The 15,556-nt window shown below is 61.1% G+C and carries 15 protein-coding genes; 4 read left to right on the top strand and 11 right to left on the bottom strand.

The genetic code is table 11. The features are described from left to right. The first annotated feature begins 67 nt into the window (after window positions 1–67). Entirely contained in the window at window positions 68–1,753 is a 1,686-nt protein-coding gene (locus E0E39_RS02810; RefSeq protein WP_207302393.1) for a PKD domain-containing protein, read from the top strand. Window positions 1,754–1,812: 59 nt separating this feature from the next. Here the strand turns inward: E0E39_RS02810 and rplI are convergent, their stop codons facing one another. The 7 genes from rplI to bluB all read right to left on the bottom strand — a co-directional run bounded on the left by rplI (window position 1,813) and on the right by bluB (window position 5,930). Then, entirely contained in the window at window positions 1,813–2,259 is a 447-nt protein-coding gene (rplI, locus tag E0E39_RS02805; RefSeq protein ID WP_130873382.1) for a 50S ribosomal protein L9, read from the bottom strand. 15 nt (window positions 2,260–2,274) lie between these two features. Further along, entirely contained in the window at window positions 2,275–2,514 is a 240-nt protein-coding gene (gene rpsR, locus E0E39_RS02800) for a 30S ribosomal protein S18 (RefSeq protein WP_014847330.1), read from the bottom strand. 101 nt (window positions 2,515–2,615) lie between these two features. Next, window positions 2,616–3,200, bottom strand: coding sequence for a single-stranded DNA-binding protein (locus E0E39_RS02795; RefSeq protein ID WP_130873381.1), 585 nt, complete (start codon window positions 3,198–3,200; stop codon window positions 2,616–2,618). A gap of 99 nt (window positions 3,201–3,299) precedes the next feature. Continuing rightward, the gene (gene rpsF / locus E0E39_RS02790; RefSeq protein WP_130873380.1) at window positions 3,300–3,587 is read right to left on the bottom strand and encodes a 30S ribosomal protein S6; all 288 of its coding nucleotides are present in this window, start codon (window positions 3,585–3,587) and stop codon (window positions 3,300–3,302) included. 92 nt (window positions 3,588–3,679) lie between these two features. Continuing rightward, the gene (locus E0E39_RS02785; protein WP_130873379.1) at window positions 3,680–4,432 is read right to left on the bottom strand and encodes an SGNH/GDSL hydrolase family protein; all 753 of its coding nucleotides are present in this window, start codon (window positions 4,430–4,432) and stop codon (window positions 3,680–3,682) included. Continuing rightward, the gene (locus E0E39_RS02780) at window positions 4,429–4,803 is read right to left on the bottom strand and encodes a rhodanese-like domain-containing protein (RefSeq protein WP_130873378.1); all 375 of its coding nucleotides are present in this window, start codon (window positions 4,801–4,803) and stop codon (window positions 4,429–4,431) included. The genes E0E39_RS02785 and E0E39_RS02780 overlap by 4 nt, the downstream gene beginning before the upstream one ends. Window positions 4,804–5,297: 494 nt before the next feature. Further along, window positions 5,298–5,930, bottom strand: a complete 633-nt coding sequence (gene bluB / locus E0E39_RS02775; protein ID WP_130873377.1) for a 5,6-dimethylbenzimidazole synthase — start codon at window positions 5,928–5,930, stop codon at window positions 5,298–5,300. Between the two features lie 377 nt (window positions 5,931–6,307). Between bluB and E0E39_RS02770 the strand changes: the two genes are divergently transcribed. The 3 genes from E0E39_RS02770 to E0E39_RS02760 all read left to right on the top strand — a co-directional run bounded on the left by E0E39_RS02770 (window position 6,308) and on the right by E0E39_RS02760 (window position 8,812). Further along, entirely contained in the window at window positions 6,308–7,132 is an 825-nt protein-coding gene (locus E0E39_RS02770) for a type IV toxin-antitoxin system AbiEi family antitoxin domain-containing protein (protein ID WP_130873376.1), read from the top strand. 580 nt (window positions 7,133–7,712) lie between these two features. Beyond that, the gene (locus E0E39_RS02765; RefSeq protein ID WP_207302392.1) at window positions 7,713–8,555 is read left to right on the top strand and encodes a transglutaminase domain-containing protein; all 843 of its coding nucleotides are present in this window, start codon (window positions 7,713–7,715) and stop codon (window positions 8,553–8,555) included. Then, complete coding sequence (locus E0E39_RS02760) at window positions 8,555–8,812, top strand: hypothetical protein (protein WP_130873374.1); 258 nt, start codon at window positions 8,555–8,557, stop codon at window positions 8,810–8,812. The genes E0E39_RS02765 and E0E39_RS02760 overlap by 1 nt, the downstream gene beginning before the upstream one ends. 447 nt (window positions 8,813–9,259) lie before the next feature. On the opposite strand, the gene E0E39_RS02755 is transcribed toward E0E39_RS02760, so the two are convergent. The 4 genes from E0E39_RS02755 to E0E39_RS02740 all read right to left on the bottom strand — a co-directional run bounded on the left by E0E39_RS02755 (window position 9,260) and on the right by E0E39_RS02740 (window position 15,536). Next, complete coding sequence (locus E0E39_RS02755) at window positions 9,260–10,153, bottom strand: hypothetical protein (RefSeq protein ID WP_130873373.1); 894 nt, start codon at window positions 10,151–10,153, stop codon at window positions 9,260–9,262. After that, complete coding sequence (locus E0E39_RS15660; protein ID WP_165444611.1) at window positions 10,150–11,733, bottom strand: FtsK/SpoIIIE domain-containing protein; 1,584 nt, start codon at window positions 11,731–11,733, stop codon at window positions 10,150–10,152. Before E0E39_RS15660 ends, E0E39_RS02755 begins: the two co-directional genes overlap by 4 nt. Before the next feature lie 1,527 nt (window positions 11,734–13,260). After that, the gene (locus E0E39_RS02745; protein WP_130873371.1) at window positions 13,261–14,277 is read right to left on the bottom strand and encodes a protein kinase family protein; all 1,017 of its coding nucleotides are present in this window, start codon (window positions 14,275–14,277) and stop codon (window positions 13,261–13,263) included. After that, window positions 14,274–15,536, bottom strand: a complete 1,263-nt coding sequence (locus E0E39_RS02740; RefSeq protein WP_165444610.1) for a protein phosphatase 2C domain-containing protein — start codon at window positions 15,534–15,536, stop codon at window positions 14,274–14,276. Before E0E39_RS02740 ends, E0E39_RS02745 begins: the two co-directional genes overlap by 4 nt. Between the last annotated feature and the right edge of the window lie 20 nt (window positions 15,537–15,556).

The raw sequence follows: 15,556 nt of genomic DNA, 5'->3' as shown, positions 1-15,556 counted from the left end.
GGCATCGGCAGTCGAGTGACCACAAAGAAGGTCCTGTCGATTCGGCCTCTCGAACGGAGGGCAGCGGATGCGAGGTCTCGGAACGTGGCTGACTCTGGGGGTTGTTGTTCTCACGCTGCTCCCACCAGCGGCACCCGCGCATTCCGACACGGAAGAACCCCGGAGCCTGTCCATCGTGCACCTCGGGGATTCCTATTCCTCGGGAAACGGCCTCGGAAGCCACCAGGGTCCTCCCTCCTGCCTGCGCAGCAACAACAACTGGGGTTCCCTGTTCACATCCTGGGCCAATTCGCAGGGTGTCGCCACGAGTTATCAGAACCACGCCTGTTCCGGCGGTAACATCGACGACCTGTTCTCCCCGCGCGTCCTTCCCAGGCAACCCGCGAAAGAGGTGACCGCCGATTCCATCGAGCAGGCCCGGAAACGGCTGGAGGAGGCCGATGCCTGTTCTGCCCGGTCGGCGGGCGATGATCTCCTGTCCGTCGAATACAACCTGCGCAGGAGTGACGCGCCGTGGCAGTGGACGGAGCACTACGTCTACGAGTGCGAGATGACCATTCGCGCCCAGACGGATTTCGTCGATCCCCGAACGGATCTGGTGCTGTTGACCATCGGCGGGAACGAGCTGGGGTTCACCGACATCATCATGAACTGTTTCGGCCCACGGATTCCCGGCGCGTTGGAGGGAGCGAACGGGCCGAGGTGCCGCGAGGGCATCACGGCAACCCGGGAGGGGCTCCCTGCGATGCTGGATCGGCTCAAGTCGCAGATCGCCCGGCTCATCACGGAGCGGATGACCGGCAACCCGGGGTCGCGGGTGCTTCTGGTGGCCTATCCCCTGCTGTCCCTGGACCGTCCCTATCTCCTGCCCGATGGTGCGGCACAGTTCGACGCCGCCCGGGAGGTGCGGTCCCTGGGGTGGGCTGCGATCAGGGAGCAGCGACGAATCATCGGGGAGCTGGAGAACCGTTTTCCCGGCCGCGTGAGGTTCATGGAGAAGGTCGCGGATGCCTTCGACGGGCACGAACCGGATCCGCGCGTGTTCACCAGGAACAAGCACCGCTGGATCAACGAGTTCCTGGAATCCTCGGGTGACCACGGACAGAACGGGGGAATCAGCGGGTCCCGGTCCGGGTCCAGCACCGACTGGTACCATCCCAACCTGGCAGGGCATCGCCGGATCGCCAGGCTCATGCAGGATCCGGAGAACCTGGCCAGTGCACGCTCCACCGCTGAGATGCCCGAATCCCCCGTCGCGACGCTGCAGGGCCCGTATACGGGAAAAGTGGGCGAGAACCTGGTGCTGGATGCCCGGGCGAGCCACACCTCACGGGGAGGGAGCACCCGGTTCGAGTGGGACTTCGACGGCGATGGCACCTTTGACGCGGCCACCGGCGACGGACGCGTGCTGCGCAACTACTCGCAACAGATCAGCGGATACGTCCGGGTTCGAGTCACGGATGACTCGGGCGCCCAGGCCACGGCGTCCGCGCTGTTGGACATCACCCGGGACGGCGACACCATCCCCGACGAGTTCGACAACTGCCCGGAGGTTTCCAACCCGATGCAGGAGGACCTCGACGGCAACGGTGTCGGGGACTCCTGCCAGGACCCCGCGGAATGGGGAATCACCGCCCCCTTGGGAAGCGGGGAGCAACCGGTCACACCTCCGGCCGAGGAACTGCCCGTTCCGCCCCTGCCCAAGCCATCGGTTCTCCCGGCATCGCCCGGCCTTCCCGAAACCGGGAGTTGATGGCACGGGGGTCCGGGTTCCTGAAGGAACCCGGACCCCCGTGCTGGTTTTCCCCGGTCTCAGGCGGGAACCACCTCGAAACCGATCCGCGCGGTGACAGCGGGATGCAGCTTGATGGATGCGACGTGGTTGCCGACGGTCTTGACCGGCTTGGCGAACGACACCGACCGCTTGTCGATGGCAGGGCCGCCGGCCTTCTTCACGGCCAGGGCCACGTTCGCGGCTGTGACGGCACCGAACAGCGAACCCGACTCGGCGGCGCGGGCCGGAACCTTGATGGTCAGTTCCTCGATCTGGGTGCGGAGCTCCTGCGCGTGTTCGACGCCGCGGACCTCGCGGGCGTCGCGGGCGCGTTTGATGCCCTCGATCTGCTTCTCGGCGCCACGGGACCAGACGATGGCCTTGCCCTGGGGGACGAGGTAGTTGCGGCCGTAGCCGTTGCGGACCTCGACGATGTCGCCGGCGATACCGAGCTTGTCGACGGTGCTGGTCAGAATGAGCTTCATCTGTTCTTCCTCCGATCAGCGGGCGGTCGAGGCGTAGGGCAGCAGGGCCACCTCACGCGCGTTCTTGACAGCGAGCGCGATCTTGCGCTGGTCCTGGACGGACAGCCCGGTCACACGACGGGCGCGGATCTTGCCGCGCTCCGAGATGAACCTCTTCAGCGTCGCGATGTCCTTGTAGTCGATGTTGGCCACGCGAGTGGTCTTCACCGGCATGATCTTCTTCTTGTTCACAGACTTGCGCTGTGGACCGGCCATTGTGGTGCTCTCCTAGTCTTGCGGGCCTTTCCGGCCCAGTGGGAAGCCCGTCGTGAGACGGAATGTGCCAGCCGACCCGGCGGGTCGGTTGTGCGGGTGGATCAGAACGGGGGTTCCTCCGCGGCCGACTGGTTCCACGGGTCGTTACCGCCCCGGTTCCCGCCGCCGTAACCTCCGCCGCTGCTACCCCACGGATCGTTGCCCTGGCTCTGCTGAGGCTGGTTGCCGTAACCACCCTGCCCCTGCTGGCCCTGGCCGCCGTAGTTCTGTCCGCCACCCTGGTTCTGGTTGCCCTGCCAGTTCCCGCCGCCCTGGCCCCCACCACTGGTGCGGGTGACCTGCGCGGTGGCGTACCGCAGGGAGGGACCGACCTCGTCGACGTCAATCTCGAACACCGTGCGGCGGTCGCCCTGCTGGGTCTCGTAGCTGCGAGACTTCAGCCTGCCGTGCACGATGACGCGCATCCCCTTGGTGAGGGATTCGGCGACGTGTTCGGCGTACTGGCGCCACACGGCGCAGTTGATGAACATGGCCTCGCCGTCGCGCCACTCACCCGTTTGTCGGTCGAAGGTGCGGGGCGTCGAGGCGACGGTGAAATTGGCCACCGCGGCACCGCTGGGGGTGAAGCGGAGGTCCGGGTCTCCGGTGAGATTGCCCACCAGCGTGATCTGGGTTTCGCCTGCCATGTTTTCCTCCGGGATCGGACTTGTCTTTCGTCAACACTATGGCCGCCCGGCCCGACAGAAAATCCTCAGGGTCGGGGATTCGGCATCAGTGTTGAAAGCTCACTTCTCGAGGCGGAGCACCTTGGTGCGGACGATCCGCTCGTCGATGCTCATCAGGCGGTCCATCTCCTGGACCAGCGCCGGGGTGCAGGTGACCTGCAGGACGGCGTAGCTCGCCTCGGATTTCTTGTTGATGTCGTAGGCCAGACGCCTGCGACCCCAGTGGTCGACATTGTCGACCGTGCCACCACCGGCGGTGATGACCTCGAGGTGCTTCTCGATCAGGCCCGGAACCTGGCGCTCGTCGACGTCGGAATCGACGAGGACCATGATCTCGTACTTGCGCATGGGTACTGCCCAACCTCCTTCGGACTGGCGGCCACGGGTCGTTCCCGCGGCAGGAGGGCACGACCGACCGGGTGGTCGGCCGGGGGTTGAGTTTACCCGAGCGGCCCCGTCGCGGGGAAACCTGACAGACCCGGGTGTCCGGACGATTCGATCGCCTCCCAGAAGAGGTCGGCCCAGGCCCGGTAGCCGGCGTCATTCGGGTGGAACCAGTCCGCCGCGGTGTTGGTGTGGTAGCGCAGCGGCCCGAGCTCCCGGGTGGCCTCGTGGACGTGGACCCGGTGGTGTCCGTGGAGGGCAATGAGGTCGGTCACCGCGTCGTTGAACCTCTCCGCCCGCCTGGACAGCACGGGTAGCGTGAACCAGGGCACGTCCGCGACGAAACTGCCCGGGGGCAGTTGGGTGAGGATGTCGACGAAGTGTTTCTCGAAGGATTCGAGGGTGTTTCCCGGTAGCACCACGTCGTTGCCCCCGATGTCCAGGGTGAGGATGTCGGGTGCGCGGTCGAGTTCCGCCAGCCGGGGCAGCTGGTATCGGACGACGTCGCGGCTGGTGGCCATCGACACCGACAGATTCGTCACCACCACCTCCCGTCCACTGGCCCGCGCAATCCGTTCCGCGAGCAGCGCCACGTAGCTGGCCTCCACCCGGCTCGCCCCCACCCCCTGGGCCGCGGAATCCCCGAGCGCGACGTAGTGGATCGCGTCCCCGGGAACGTCGGTGGCCGCTCGGCGCCAGTGCTCGGCGTAGTCGACGGCGTGACGGTTGATCGTGGCGCGCCCCGCGACGTAGGCCACCCCCGCCATGATCCCGGCCGCCGCGAGGGCGGCACCCACCCAGCGTTTCATCGGCGGCGGTAGGGGCCGGGGATGATCGGGTTGCCGTCGCGGCCCCAGGCGATCAGCCCGCCCGCGACCGACTCCGCGAGGATGCCCTTCTCCCGAAGCTCCGCCGCGGCGATGGAGCTGCGCAGCCCGTTGTCGCAGATCACGACGACGGCGGAGTCGCGCTCGGCCAGGGGGTCGCCGCCGTGGATGGCGTCGAGGGGATGGTCGTGCAGGTCCTTGGGATCGACCGGCCGGGCGCCGGGTGCGTGCCCGGCCTCGTACTCGGCCTTGGAGCGGACGTCTATCAGAACGGCGCCCTTGCTGAGCGCCAGCACCGCGTCCTCGACGCTCAGCCCGGAGGAGCGTTTGCTCAGGAAGTCGAACAGACCCATGCGGTCAATGATTCCACGGCTCCCCAGGGCACTGACCGAGCCATGCCGGTCCGGCCGGGAGATGGTCACGGCGGGACGCGGTTCCCCTCCCTATTCTGTGCGCGAAATGCGGAAGAAAACCGGTTCAACGTCACCACACCTCCAGAAGCTGTTGTTGCGCACACCCTCTGAGCCCGCCCGGCGTTGAACCGTCGAACCTCCGCGATTCGTGCACGGGGAGAAGGACGTGAACCGCTACAGCTTTGTGGTCGGGTCTACCTACCGGGCGCCGGATGGTTTCGACACGGGCTGCTCGTTCCTAGCACCCCGGCTCAACCAGCTTTACCCCCGAAGCTGGTTGAGCCGACCCGCGAGCGCCAGCGAGCCGGTCGAGTCGAAACCACGGCGACCACCCCCCAAGGCCCTGAGGTCGGGTCTGTTTCTTGACCGCCGGTGGCGGTTTCGCCACGGGCCGCTCGTTCCTTGCGACCCGGCTCGACCAGCTTCAGGGGAGGTCACCATCGGTCATGATGGACGACCTCCTCCAGGGCGATGCGGTGATTCCAGCCGAAACGGATCAGGTCGGGGACCTCCTGGAGTTTCGTCACGCGACCCACGCACAGCCAGCCGACCGGCCTCACCTGTTCGGGCAGCCCGAGCAGCTCCTTGAGGAAGGGTTCCTGGTAGAACGACACCCACCCGACCCCGAGGTCCAAGGCGGTGGCCATCAGCCACAGGTTCTGCACGGCACACACCACCGAGAACACCCCGGCATCGCTGATGGTGTGGCGTCCCAGGACGTTGGGCCCGAAGCGTGTCGAATCGTAGGTTGCGACGATTCCCAGCCCGGATTCGCGGATGCCCTCGATCTTGATGGGATTGAACTTCTCCCGCTGTTCCCCGTCGAGGGAGTCGGCGTAGTCCTGTCGGCACTGCGCGACATGCTCTGCGAAGGCGTCCAGGGTAGCGGGGTCGCGGACGACGACGAAGTCCCAGGGCTGGCTGTTGCCCACGCTCGGGGCGGCGTGGGCCGCGTTCAAGAGGTCGGCGAGCTCCTCCTCGCCCAGGGGGTCGCCGGTGAACTCGGCGCGCACATCGCGGCGGCGTTTGATGATCGTCTTGAGAGCTTCCTGGCAGTCCAGATCCATGCGGAAGACCCTAGCGACGCCTTTCCCGCGGCCTCGGGGAGGGCGGTCAAACCATCTCCTGCGTGATCGTCCTGGCACCTCGGCCGGGGCGCTGACGCCGCTCCGGCGCCTCGTACATGCCGTCGGCAAGTTCCCTTGAAGCGTTCCCCACCTGTCGGCGACGCACCTTGAGGATGTGTTGTCGAGGGGACCGTGGTCCGCCGAGGAGAAGCGGAAAACACAGGAAACACATCGGGCAGCGAGTCGCTGTGGGTGAGGGACCTCGGCTGATGATCAGAAACGCTTCGACCGGTCCAGTTCCTTCGTGGATCGCTCCCAACCATCCCCTGATGCAAATTTCCCTTGGAAACTAACAATTGGGAAGTTAGTATTCAAGCATGAAGTCACGTGTGGCGCTGCAGCAGCTGGCGGAGGTGACCGAATCCCAGTGGGGCATGGTCACAACCGCCCAGGCCCGCGCGCAAGGCATCGACCACATGACCCTCAAGCGGCTCAACGATGACGGCCACCTGGCCCGGCTCATCCACGGCGTCTACCGCAGCACCGGCGCCCCGACTGCGGAGCACGAGGAACTCCGGGCGGCGTGGCTCGCGACCGAACCCCGCAGGCTCGCTCTCGAACGCCTCCGAGACGACCGCCCGGGGATCGTCGTCTCCGGGGAATCCGCTGCCCAGCTCCACGGCATCGGAGACCTCCGGGCCACTCGGAGCGAGTTCACCTCGCCGACACGGCGACAGAGCCAGCGGCTCGATGTCCGGTACCGCACCCGGGACCTTCCCCGTGAGGACATCACCGTCCGGGACGGCCTGCCCGCGACCACACGAGAACGCACCATCGCCGACCTAGTCGAGGATCGGCAGGACCTCAGCACCGTCGCAGACGCGCTCCGAGACGCCACCCGGCAGTCCGCCCTGGACACCGAACGCCTCACCGAGCTCCTGGCTCCCCTGGCGCGCCGCAACGACTGTGCGGCAGGTGACGGCGCGGCGCTGCTGGAAAAGCTCACCCGGTCGGCGGGAATCGACGAGAACAGCTGGGCCAAACGCATCGCAGAAAACGGACCCCTCATGGCAAAGATCCTCAGCCAGCACATCGCCCACCCCTCCCCCAAGATGCAGGAAACCCTTGAACCTTATTCACGGAACCCTTTTGGCCGTACGCTGACCAAAGGTTTTACTGGCGGATGCGTCGCCTGTGAATAAGCCTCAAGAATATGACATTATAAGATTGAACACTGACTGCAATAAGAGTAGACTTCACTCCTCGCTCGGGTACCACACATCAGGATTCGAGGAAAGCGAAACAGCAACTTAAATCACAATCCAAGTTTTTCGCTGCCACCCACAAAAACCTATAGCAGTCCAGCTACTTCGAGATGGTCGTCTTGACCTTCAGGGAATCGCCAAGATTTTCATGCGGGTCAGCAGTGCCCCAACCCGTCCCCCGCTACTCGCCTGGTTGCGATACCTGCCACGCTCGCTGAGGGCCGGCACACCGCCCCCTCGCTCACACGGCGGTTCCCCACCTGCTGCTGAACAGCGGCTCTTCGCGGACCTCACCTCCGCTCTGAGCGACGATCCTTCAGGCGAGACAAACTTGCCAGAGGAATGGCGCCAAATGGTTGCGGAGATACACTACACTGGTTGGATGTTGCCAAAGGTCCTCGTTAAAATAGACGTGGGATTGGCTGTAGGCTTATTGTGTGGGTGAGGATGGCGTCGGTCGTCAGTCCAGAGCTTGAACGGAGGTCCTGTATTGCAGACAACACGTCTTGTCTCCCTCGTGCCGACGATTGTCAGGCCCAAGACCAAACTTCTGTACCTTGACGGCTGCCGAGCCTTGGCAGTGCCGGTCGCGGAGAAGCCGAGTCACGTGAGCCAGTTGGACTGGGAAGCGCTCTGTCGAGTCAACGACGCCATCGTCAAACGCGTTCGCTACGATCACGATAGGGCACTCTCGACCAACCCGCGCAGGTTACAGACTCCCCAAGAGACCCTCGCGCGGGGGTTGGGTATTTGCATGGATTTCGCTGCTTTGTTTGAGGCATCCGCACGACGTGTCAACCTCAAGGCAAAGTCCGTTATCAGCGATTCGATGAACCACGCTTGGAATATGGTTCACCTTGGGGGAGAGTGGTGGAACGTCGATGTCACTTGGAACGCGGGCGGCATCTTTGCGAGCGGCTCACAGATTCCTGAGTCAGCTAGGACCGACCCCGATTTCCGGCGGCGATACTTGCTCACGAATTCTGACTCAGAAGCTACGCTGTTGACCCTCGGTCTACTCGGGCAAACGCACATGGCGAAGGACATTCGCGACATTGACTTCACACGAACCTTGCACGCCCTAGCGCTTATCGCACGAATAGAAACTCTTCTCGACGACGAAAATCCGCGTATTTCGGACACCCGACGGGTTGGCACTAACTCAAACACAGGCCGTCCAGTGAGGATTCCGACCGGAGACCGCGAAGAACAGATTGCGCGGCTATATGAGGAGTACCTACGCCTTGAAGAGAGCTACCCGCTTGCCGTCTCGTTTCGTCTTGGTATCCGCTCCTCCTACAGAGCAACTGACAATTTATCGAAGCGGCAACAAGGCACTACCGGACAAAGGAGAACCTGATGGTTAGCGGAAACCCTGCCGAGCTGCGGAACACTGCCGCCAAAGCTCGAAGCGCACAGCAGTCACTCGACTCCGATCTGCGTGCTGTAGAAAGTGCCTATAACTCTCTACGGTTCGATGTTCCAAATAAGAGCAGGATCGACGATCTACTAAGAGATGCTCGACAAAAACTCAACACTGCTAAGGAAGGACTTGGTGAGTTTGAAAAACGACTCACATCCGTAGCTCAACAACTTGAGAACATCAATCGCGGGTGAACACGTCACCGGCTAGCGGTGTGGCCTACGGACCAGTTCAGACTCTAGCGAGCGCATTGTGCCCATAACCAAGTACTATGAGGCATTAAGAGTTTGGACTGGTACACATTTCATGGACAGCGAGAGTTATTCACAATCGCCTTCGAACACGACTTGACTAGAGCTTCACTATTCGGAAGACAGCCTGTGAATAAGTCTCGCCGTGTTCCCCTTTCTCTGATTGACGCAATAAGCGCTTCGCCTAGTTAAGCAGGCGAAGCGAGCATTCAAGCTCAGTGCCGAGCTCGGAGACTTGGGTCGATAAGTTGCGAAGTTCAGTCCTCATTGCCTCGATCACGCGTTGATCAAACTGGGGACGGGACTCGTCCGCGAAGGTGGAGCGTGTTTGCTCGGCACGGGCCTTTATCTGTTCAGCGAGGGACCAAAGGTTGCTGGATTGCTGACTGACTAGGGGCATGGAGCACTCCTGGTCACTCGCGCGGGAACATACTGCCGCCCGAACTGGCTTGCGACGAATATACGGTGTCTTCCGTTCGTAATCGCGTATGAACCGTCAGGACGTAGTTCAAGTCGGATTGCGTCACCGCCGAAGAATCCACTGAAGGTATCCGACAGGGACCTAGTTCCATAGCTCCCGTTGGCTTGGTCGGTCGCAGCGAAGCTCGATGCCGTCGATCCGCTGGCAAGCCCGGGTAGCACCTGAGTTTCGAGCAAATCGAATGCGTAGTCGAGGTCTTCGATTGAGTATCCCTTGCCGAAGTCTTGTGGTCCGTTGATTGGGTTCTCAGTCTGGTCGATTTGGGCGACCGGGACCATCGTGAATCCAGGCGGCAGACCGGGGACGGAGCGTGCCCCTAGCCCTTCTGATCCGGGTCCGCTGGTCAGCATAGAGCCGATGCTGGCGGCTGCACTAGTTGGTCCTGTTCCTCCGGCGTTTACTGCGTTGACTTTATCGAGTTTGAAACTCAAGTAGCGTTGTCCCTCGGCTTGGATGCCTTCCAAGCGCTTGAGCGATGCACGAGATCGTGATTCAAAGGCTGAGGCGGCCTGTGAGGCCTGCCTTTGCGCACTCAGCGCAGCGGCGAGACGACGTTGCGCCTCCGCAAGGGCTGCCGCTTCGACGAAGCAGTCGTTCCGGTCCGAACGCCGACACGCGTGTAGCGCATTCTCACATTGGTGCACCTTTGCTTGACGTACTTTGACTGCACCGTCGATTGTCAACAGCATCCGTCTCATCTCATGCATTGTCGAGCGGTGCGCGTCTATAGCCTTGATCAAGGTCGCTTTGAGGGTCAGCTGAAGCGCCCGGAGCGTTTGTGGATCGACGACAATCTTACTCATTGCGCGATCCGCGCCCAAGCTTTTGCGTCGAACGGCGCGAACGATACTGCCTTTGTCTTCTCGCCTGTCTGCTCCCATAGGAGCAGTTCATCCCCGACAAGCCGCTCAGCTTCATTGGAGCCGAGCAGCTGATAGCTACTGTCAGCGTCCATTCGCGCGAAAAGACGGGCGCCGAATTGGCACAACATGTCGGCTTTGGACAGTATGCGTGAAGCGGCGGCGCCTGTATCACTGTGCAACACGACATGGACGCGCCCAGTAGCGGCTACCTCGAGCAGTTCTGACAGTTTGTATGCAACATCCCTGCCATCAATTAGGTCTCGGCTACGGTGGGTGTTAGTCAGGAATAGGACCCTCCTAGTGGATGCCCTTGTACCGCTCTGCTGGGCAAGCATGCGCGCTTCGTCGAGATACGACTCAAACAGGTTCCTTCGTGCGAACCTACGCTGAGGGCTGGCGATCACCTTCTGTATCTTTCCCAACGCAATGTCAAACGGCGTCTGCATGTCTCCGAAATCGACAACATCGAAGGAAATTTTCGCTACTACACAGGTTGCAAGCATCGCCGATAGAGTTCCGATGCTGAGAGAAGAGACGCCTCCTCGGCCAGATCCCGCAACGACCAAGAGATGTCCGTCATCGCTGGGAGGAAGGTGAGCCATCACCGATTCTGAGACACCCATCCCCCTCGCAACCAGCAGCTGTAGCCCGTTGGCTCCATCAGACTTCGCACTCAACTTTGTCGGAGGCCGCAGCCGTGAGAAATCAAGCACCTTTGGACGCCGAGGATTAGATGCCTTCAACGCGAGCGCCTTGACTGTCTTGTGAGCTGAGGCCTTTGTTTCGTTGGTGACCTGGATTTCTCGCTTATCAATGCCAGGCCGCTTCAGAATAGCTTTTCCACTACCTTTGCCTAGTCTGGCGGCGTCGAGGTCTTGTGGGCCCAAGAAGATGCGCGAGTCATCTTCACTGACGCGTAGCACGATTTTCGAGCCGATCATGTTTGTGACCGCCGCAGGCAGGTGCCTAATGCCTTGGAGGCTCTGGGTGGCAAGAACCAGATGGACGCCGAACGCGCGCCCCTCTCGAATCGTACGGTCCAGCAGATCTGATGCGCGCATCGAGGTATCGTCGCTTCCCGTGTTAAGGAGTAACTGGAACTCATCAATAACCGCGACAATGCGAGGTAGCGGACGGACACCCGGAACGGATAGATAGTCATCGAGTTTGTCGGGATTGGCCCCACTAGGTGTGCGCGTATTGCGGAACAGCTCACCACGCTCAGCAATCTGTTCAATCAGGTCTTCAAGCACGAGGATCGTCGACTCGGGCGGTGAATTGACGGTGATGACCTTGGCATGGGGTAGTTTGCCCATCGCGTAAACGTTGAACTCGACTCCCTGTTTTGGATCAAGGAGATACAGTTCGAGGTCATGTGGCGAGTAGTTCCGGACAAGGTCGCAAATCAGCGCATGTAGTAGTACGGATTTTCCCGTACCTGGCTGGCCGCCGATGATGAGCCCCGGCTCGCTACCGGCAGATTCGAACACCACCGTAGCGACGTCACGATCCCCTGTCACACCGATTGCTGCCTCTACGCCTTGGGCTGCACTCTTGCGCCACCAGGTTGACGGATCGTCGGGGCTAGCGTCACGTCCGCGGCCCGGCATCGCTTGAAGGCGTTTTGCTGTGGCCGCTGGGCTGATGCTCCGGGGCTTGGCTCCCGAGACGTCTCTGTCTAGGCGAGCAACTAGGCGCCGCACTTCCGACGAAGTCGAGGGAGACCACGGGGACCCGCGCCAGAACACGATCGGCCTGAGCAAAATGTACCGACGCCAGTCCTTCGACCGTATGTTGTCCACGGTAACCTGACTAGACCCGCTAGGGAGCGTTGGTAGGACACCTCGCATCCTAGGGATCATCTTGGCTGGATCATCCCAGACCTCGTTGCGCAACACAGGCAAGCCGAATGAATACCTGCTTGGGTCCGATGAGAGGATGAGCGTGAACACCCCACATGTTGGACCGGCTTTTACTAGCGTGTCGAGCTTGCGCATCACGTCATCGTCAACTCGCCCTGTCGGGAAGTCCATAAGCACAAGAAGGTGGTATGCCTCCGCGACTTCCCCCGCTGCACGGTTGTACTCCTCCAACGAGCTATGACGCGAACCAAGGTACTGCTGCGTAACACGTGCCACGTGGCGCGTCAGATCATCGAGAAGTGGCTCTAGATCGGCCGCAACGACGCGCACATCGGCGATGACTGCACGTGTCGCATCACCCAAATCACTCAGGAACTTCAGCGAAGCACCAACCTTGACTGGGTCAAAGAGATGTACCTTCAACTGCCCAGCAGGCAATAGCGCTAGAAGTCGTACGACCGCGGACTCCACTGATGTTCGATGATCGGTGGCAAGCCCTCCATCTTGGACTAGGTCGACCAGCGTGGCGAAGGGACTGGCTGATGTCAACCCCGCTGCCTTCTGTGTCGTCAAACCCGACACTGCCGCGCTTCCTAGGTGCGGCACTACGACGTCAACTGCCCATGCAGCTTCGCCAACTTGGATTACGAGTGGCCCTTCGCCCGGGTTTGCCCGATCCAGATCGTGTGCGAAGTCTTGGATGCCAGCAATGAGCTCCGGTGGCTGAGAAACCGGACTAGCGACCTTGGCAGGCAGAGCCCGGCTCCAAGTATCTGCAACTGACCGTAGCTCATCGACCAGCAGCCCCTCAAGTTCGAAGAGCCGCTGACTTACCCACTGGCTCTCCCTCTGACGGAGAGCTTCTTTACCAGACTGGAACCAAGGCATCCGCCCAGTCCGTAGCCGTTGCATTAGGTCAGACGGCGGCGAAACCGAAGAAAAGCGCTGGGCTGGGGGAATTGTGCCGCTCCATCTCGACGCGAACGCCTGCAAGATGGCATCACGCTCAGCAATGATGGCGTCCATCGAATCGGCTCGCGCATCGAGCTGTCTTGTCACCTTCGACAAGTGCGCCTCGATGCCACTTACTGTGCCCACCAGCCCTCGACGGATGGCCGCTATGTAGTCATCCGGCGTTTGTTTCTTGACCCAATAGGCCAATGTGGGAAGGGCCACTCGTGCCTACTATCCGGAGAACGCCGCAAGTACATCGCGAGCGGATGGACGATTGTTGGGATCAGCGTCAAGCATGCTTCGAAGAAGCCTAGCACGCCTCGGGTTAACAAGTCGCTCTATATTCGAGGTAGCCGTAGCCGATACATATACGGTCTGAGTGTCGTCTTCGTTGGGGTCTCGGGGGGTGTGAAGAAGCCTCAGCGCCAAGAGCCCTATTTTGAAAATGTCAGACTTGGTGGTCTGGATGTTGGCTGCGGCACGCGCGCGACTGACGTCATTCTGGGATGCCCCTTTCGCGATCAGTTCGTCGCGCAGAATGGCCGCTGCCCGAACCTCGGGTGGAAACCAGTTCGGCGTGTGCATTTGCCGGATAGGAGGAACTCCGCCCGTGAAGCGGAAAGCGTCCACATCAAGGAATTTCGGTGTGAACTTTCTTCCGCTGGAGGCGATGCCCTTCGCGGGATTGGTAATGACGAGATTCTTCGGGCTGAAGTCGCCGATTACCAACCCATTCCTATGCAAGAAGTCAACGATTTTAAGAACATCCAAGATCAGGTAGAGTCGATCCTTGGGTGTTGCGGCGGGGATTCCACGCTCAGGCTTCTTGGACTCGGGCGTCATGAGGTACTGTACCTCAAGAAGAGTCCTTTCACTCGGACCGACGCCACCAAACTTAAGGTCGAAGAAGAATGGCTCTGGGATGAGCTTCATGAGAATACCTTGAGCAGTACCATTCTCAACCACTAGACCTTGCGGCCAGACGGTGTAGCGACGGACGAAGCGCTGATCCTCGGCGCTCATGGAATCCGGGTGCAGAATGAGCTGGGGCATCGTAGTTGCCAAGGAGTAGCCCGATTCATCAAGAATGTCCTTGTGGTATCGCTTGAAGACGTACTGGCCTTCGGCTCCTGGTATGGGTGGTGGAGAAACCAGCTTGAAGACTGTGGCCTGCCCACCTCGGCCAAGTTTTCTCATCGATCCGAGGGCAGACTTTTGGATGGTGACATCCGCTGGGGTGCGGCTCATGCTGTCGCCCAGACGATTGCGGCGGTTCGATCGTCGTCTGCGTTTGTGTTGACGAACGAGGAAGTGTAGAGAAGTTGAGTGGTGTCAAGTGGCTGCTGCCACGCGTCGAAGAGGTACCGCCCGACGGGGCGCGCACCTTCTCCTATCACATCACCAAACCCATCGGTGCAGAGAATGATCACCTGGCCGGGGCGCAGTTCCCAACTTTCGACGTCAGGGTGCTCCCCGCCGATCGGTAGTGGGTCACTAACGGAGTTGTCTACGGTGCTCGATGCAGGGTCCTTCCCGCTATCAAGAAGACCCCAGCCTTGGACGGGATCAAGAACATACAAGCTTCCATCGCCTGAAATCCGGACACGCCATACTCGCAGCGAGTCGTCCTTCCGGGCGTTGGGGGTGATGAGCAGATCGCAAGTAGTAGACATGAGGCGCGCAATGGTACGATCTGAAATTTCTTGCACGGTGTCATCCGGTCCGACTTGCTGCTGCGCTCGGCGCTTGCCGAGTGTGCGGATAGCTTCTCGCACTTTCCTGCCCACTTCTGACCAAGAGACATCTGCGGGGTCCGAGGCAGCGAGTGCCCGGACTGCCTCCGTAACTGCGACTCGCGTGGCTTCGGACGCCGCCACGTGGGAGAGCTTCCCCTCGGAGACACCGTCAGCAATTCCGATCACTACCCATGAATCATCAGAGCCGATCGCGTAAGCATCCTGGCGCGGGATGCCGGACAGGTGATGGCTGGCGCCCTTGATGCTGACTACCCCGATGCTGACGGAGTCACTCACGATGCCAGAGTCGACAATCGAATCCGGAACGAACGCTCCAGCGAGTTTGCTCCCAACCGAAGGCAAGATTCGGAGCATCGCTCCAACATCGCCTACCTGCACCCTGCCGCGATAGACGCCTTCCTGCACACTGATGTCATCTGGGGCCGCAGGCCGCATCCACCGGAGTTTCTCCCGCGTGTCCACAGGTAGTAGTACTGCTTCGGGATCATCTTCCCCAGACTGCGGGGCTCCTGCTGTCTCTATCTCGGCCCTCGCGTGGATTGTGGATTCCTCCTCCAGTTCAGCGGAGTTGAAGGGTTTTTGGATCTCATCAAACTTATCGAAAGGTGGCTTCTTGTGAGAAGAATTCGGTTGATTCGGACTGTCCGGTCGAAAAACATGTTCTGGAATATTCGCTCGGGATTCCTGCGCAAAAGCTTGGATCCGCTCCTGAGTGGGAGTTTCCGAGTCGAGGATCGGATTGTCCGACATTGCTCTCCCTTCCATTTTTT

Source organism: [Pseudopropionibacterium] massiliense (assembly GCF_900607225.1).
Lineage (GTDB): Bacteria > Actinomycetota > Actinomycetes > Propionibacteriales > Propionibacteriaceae > Arachnia > Arachnia massiliensis.
This window is presented reverse-complemented; position numbering and strand designations above follow the sequence as displayed.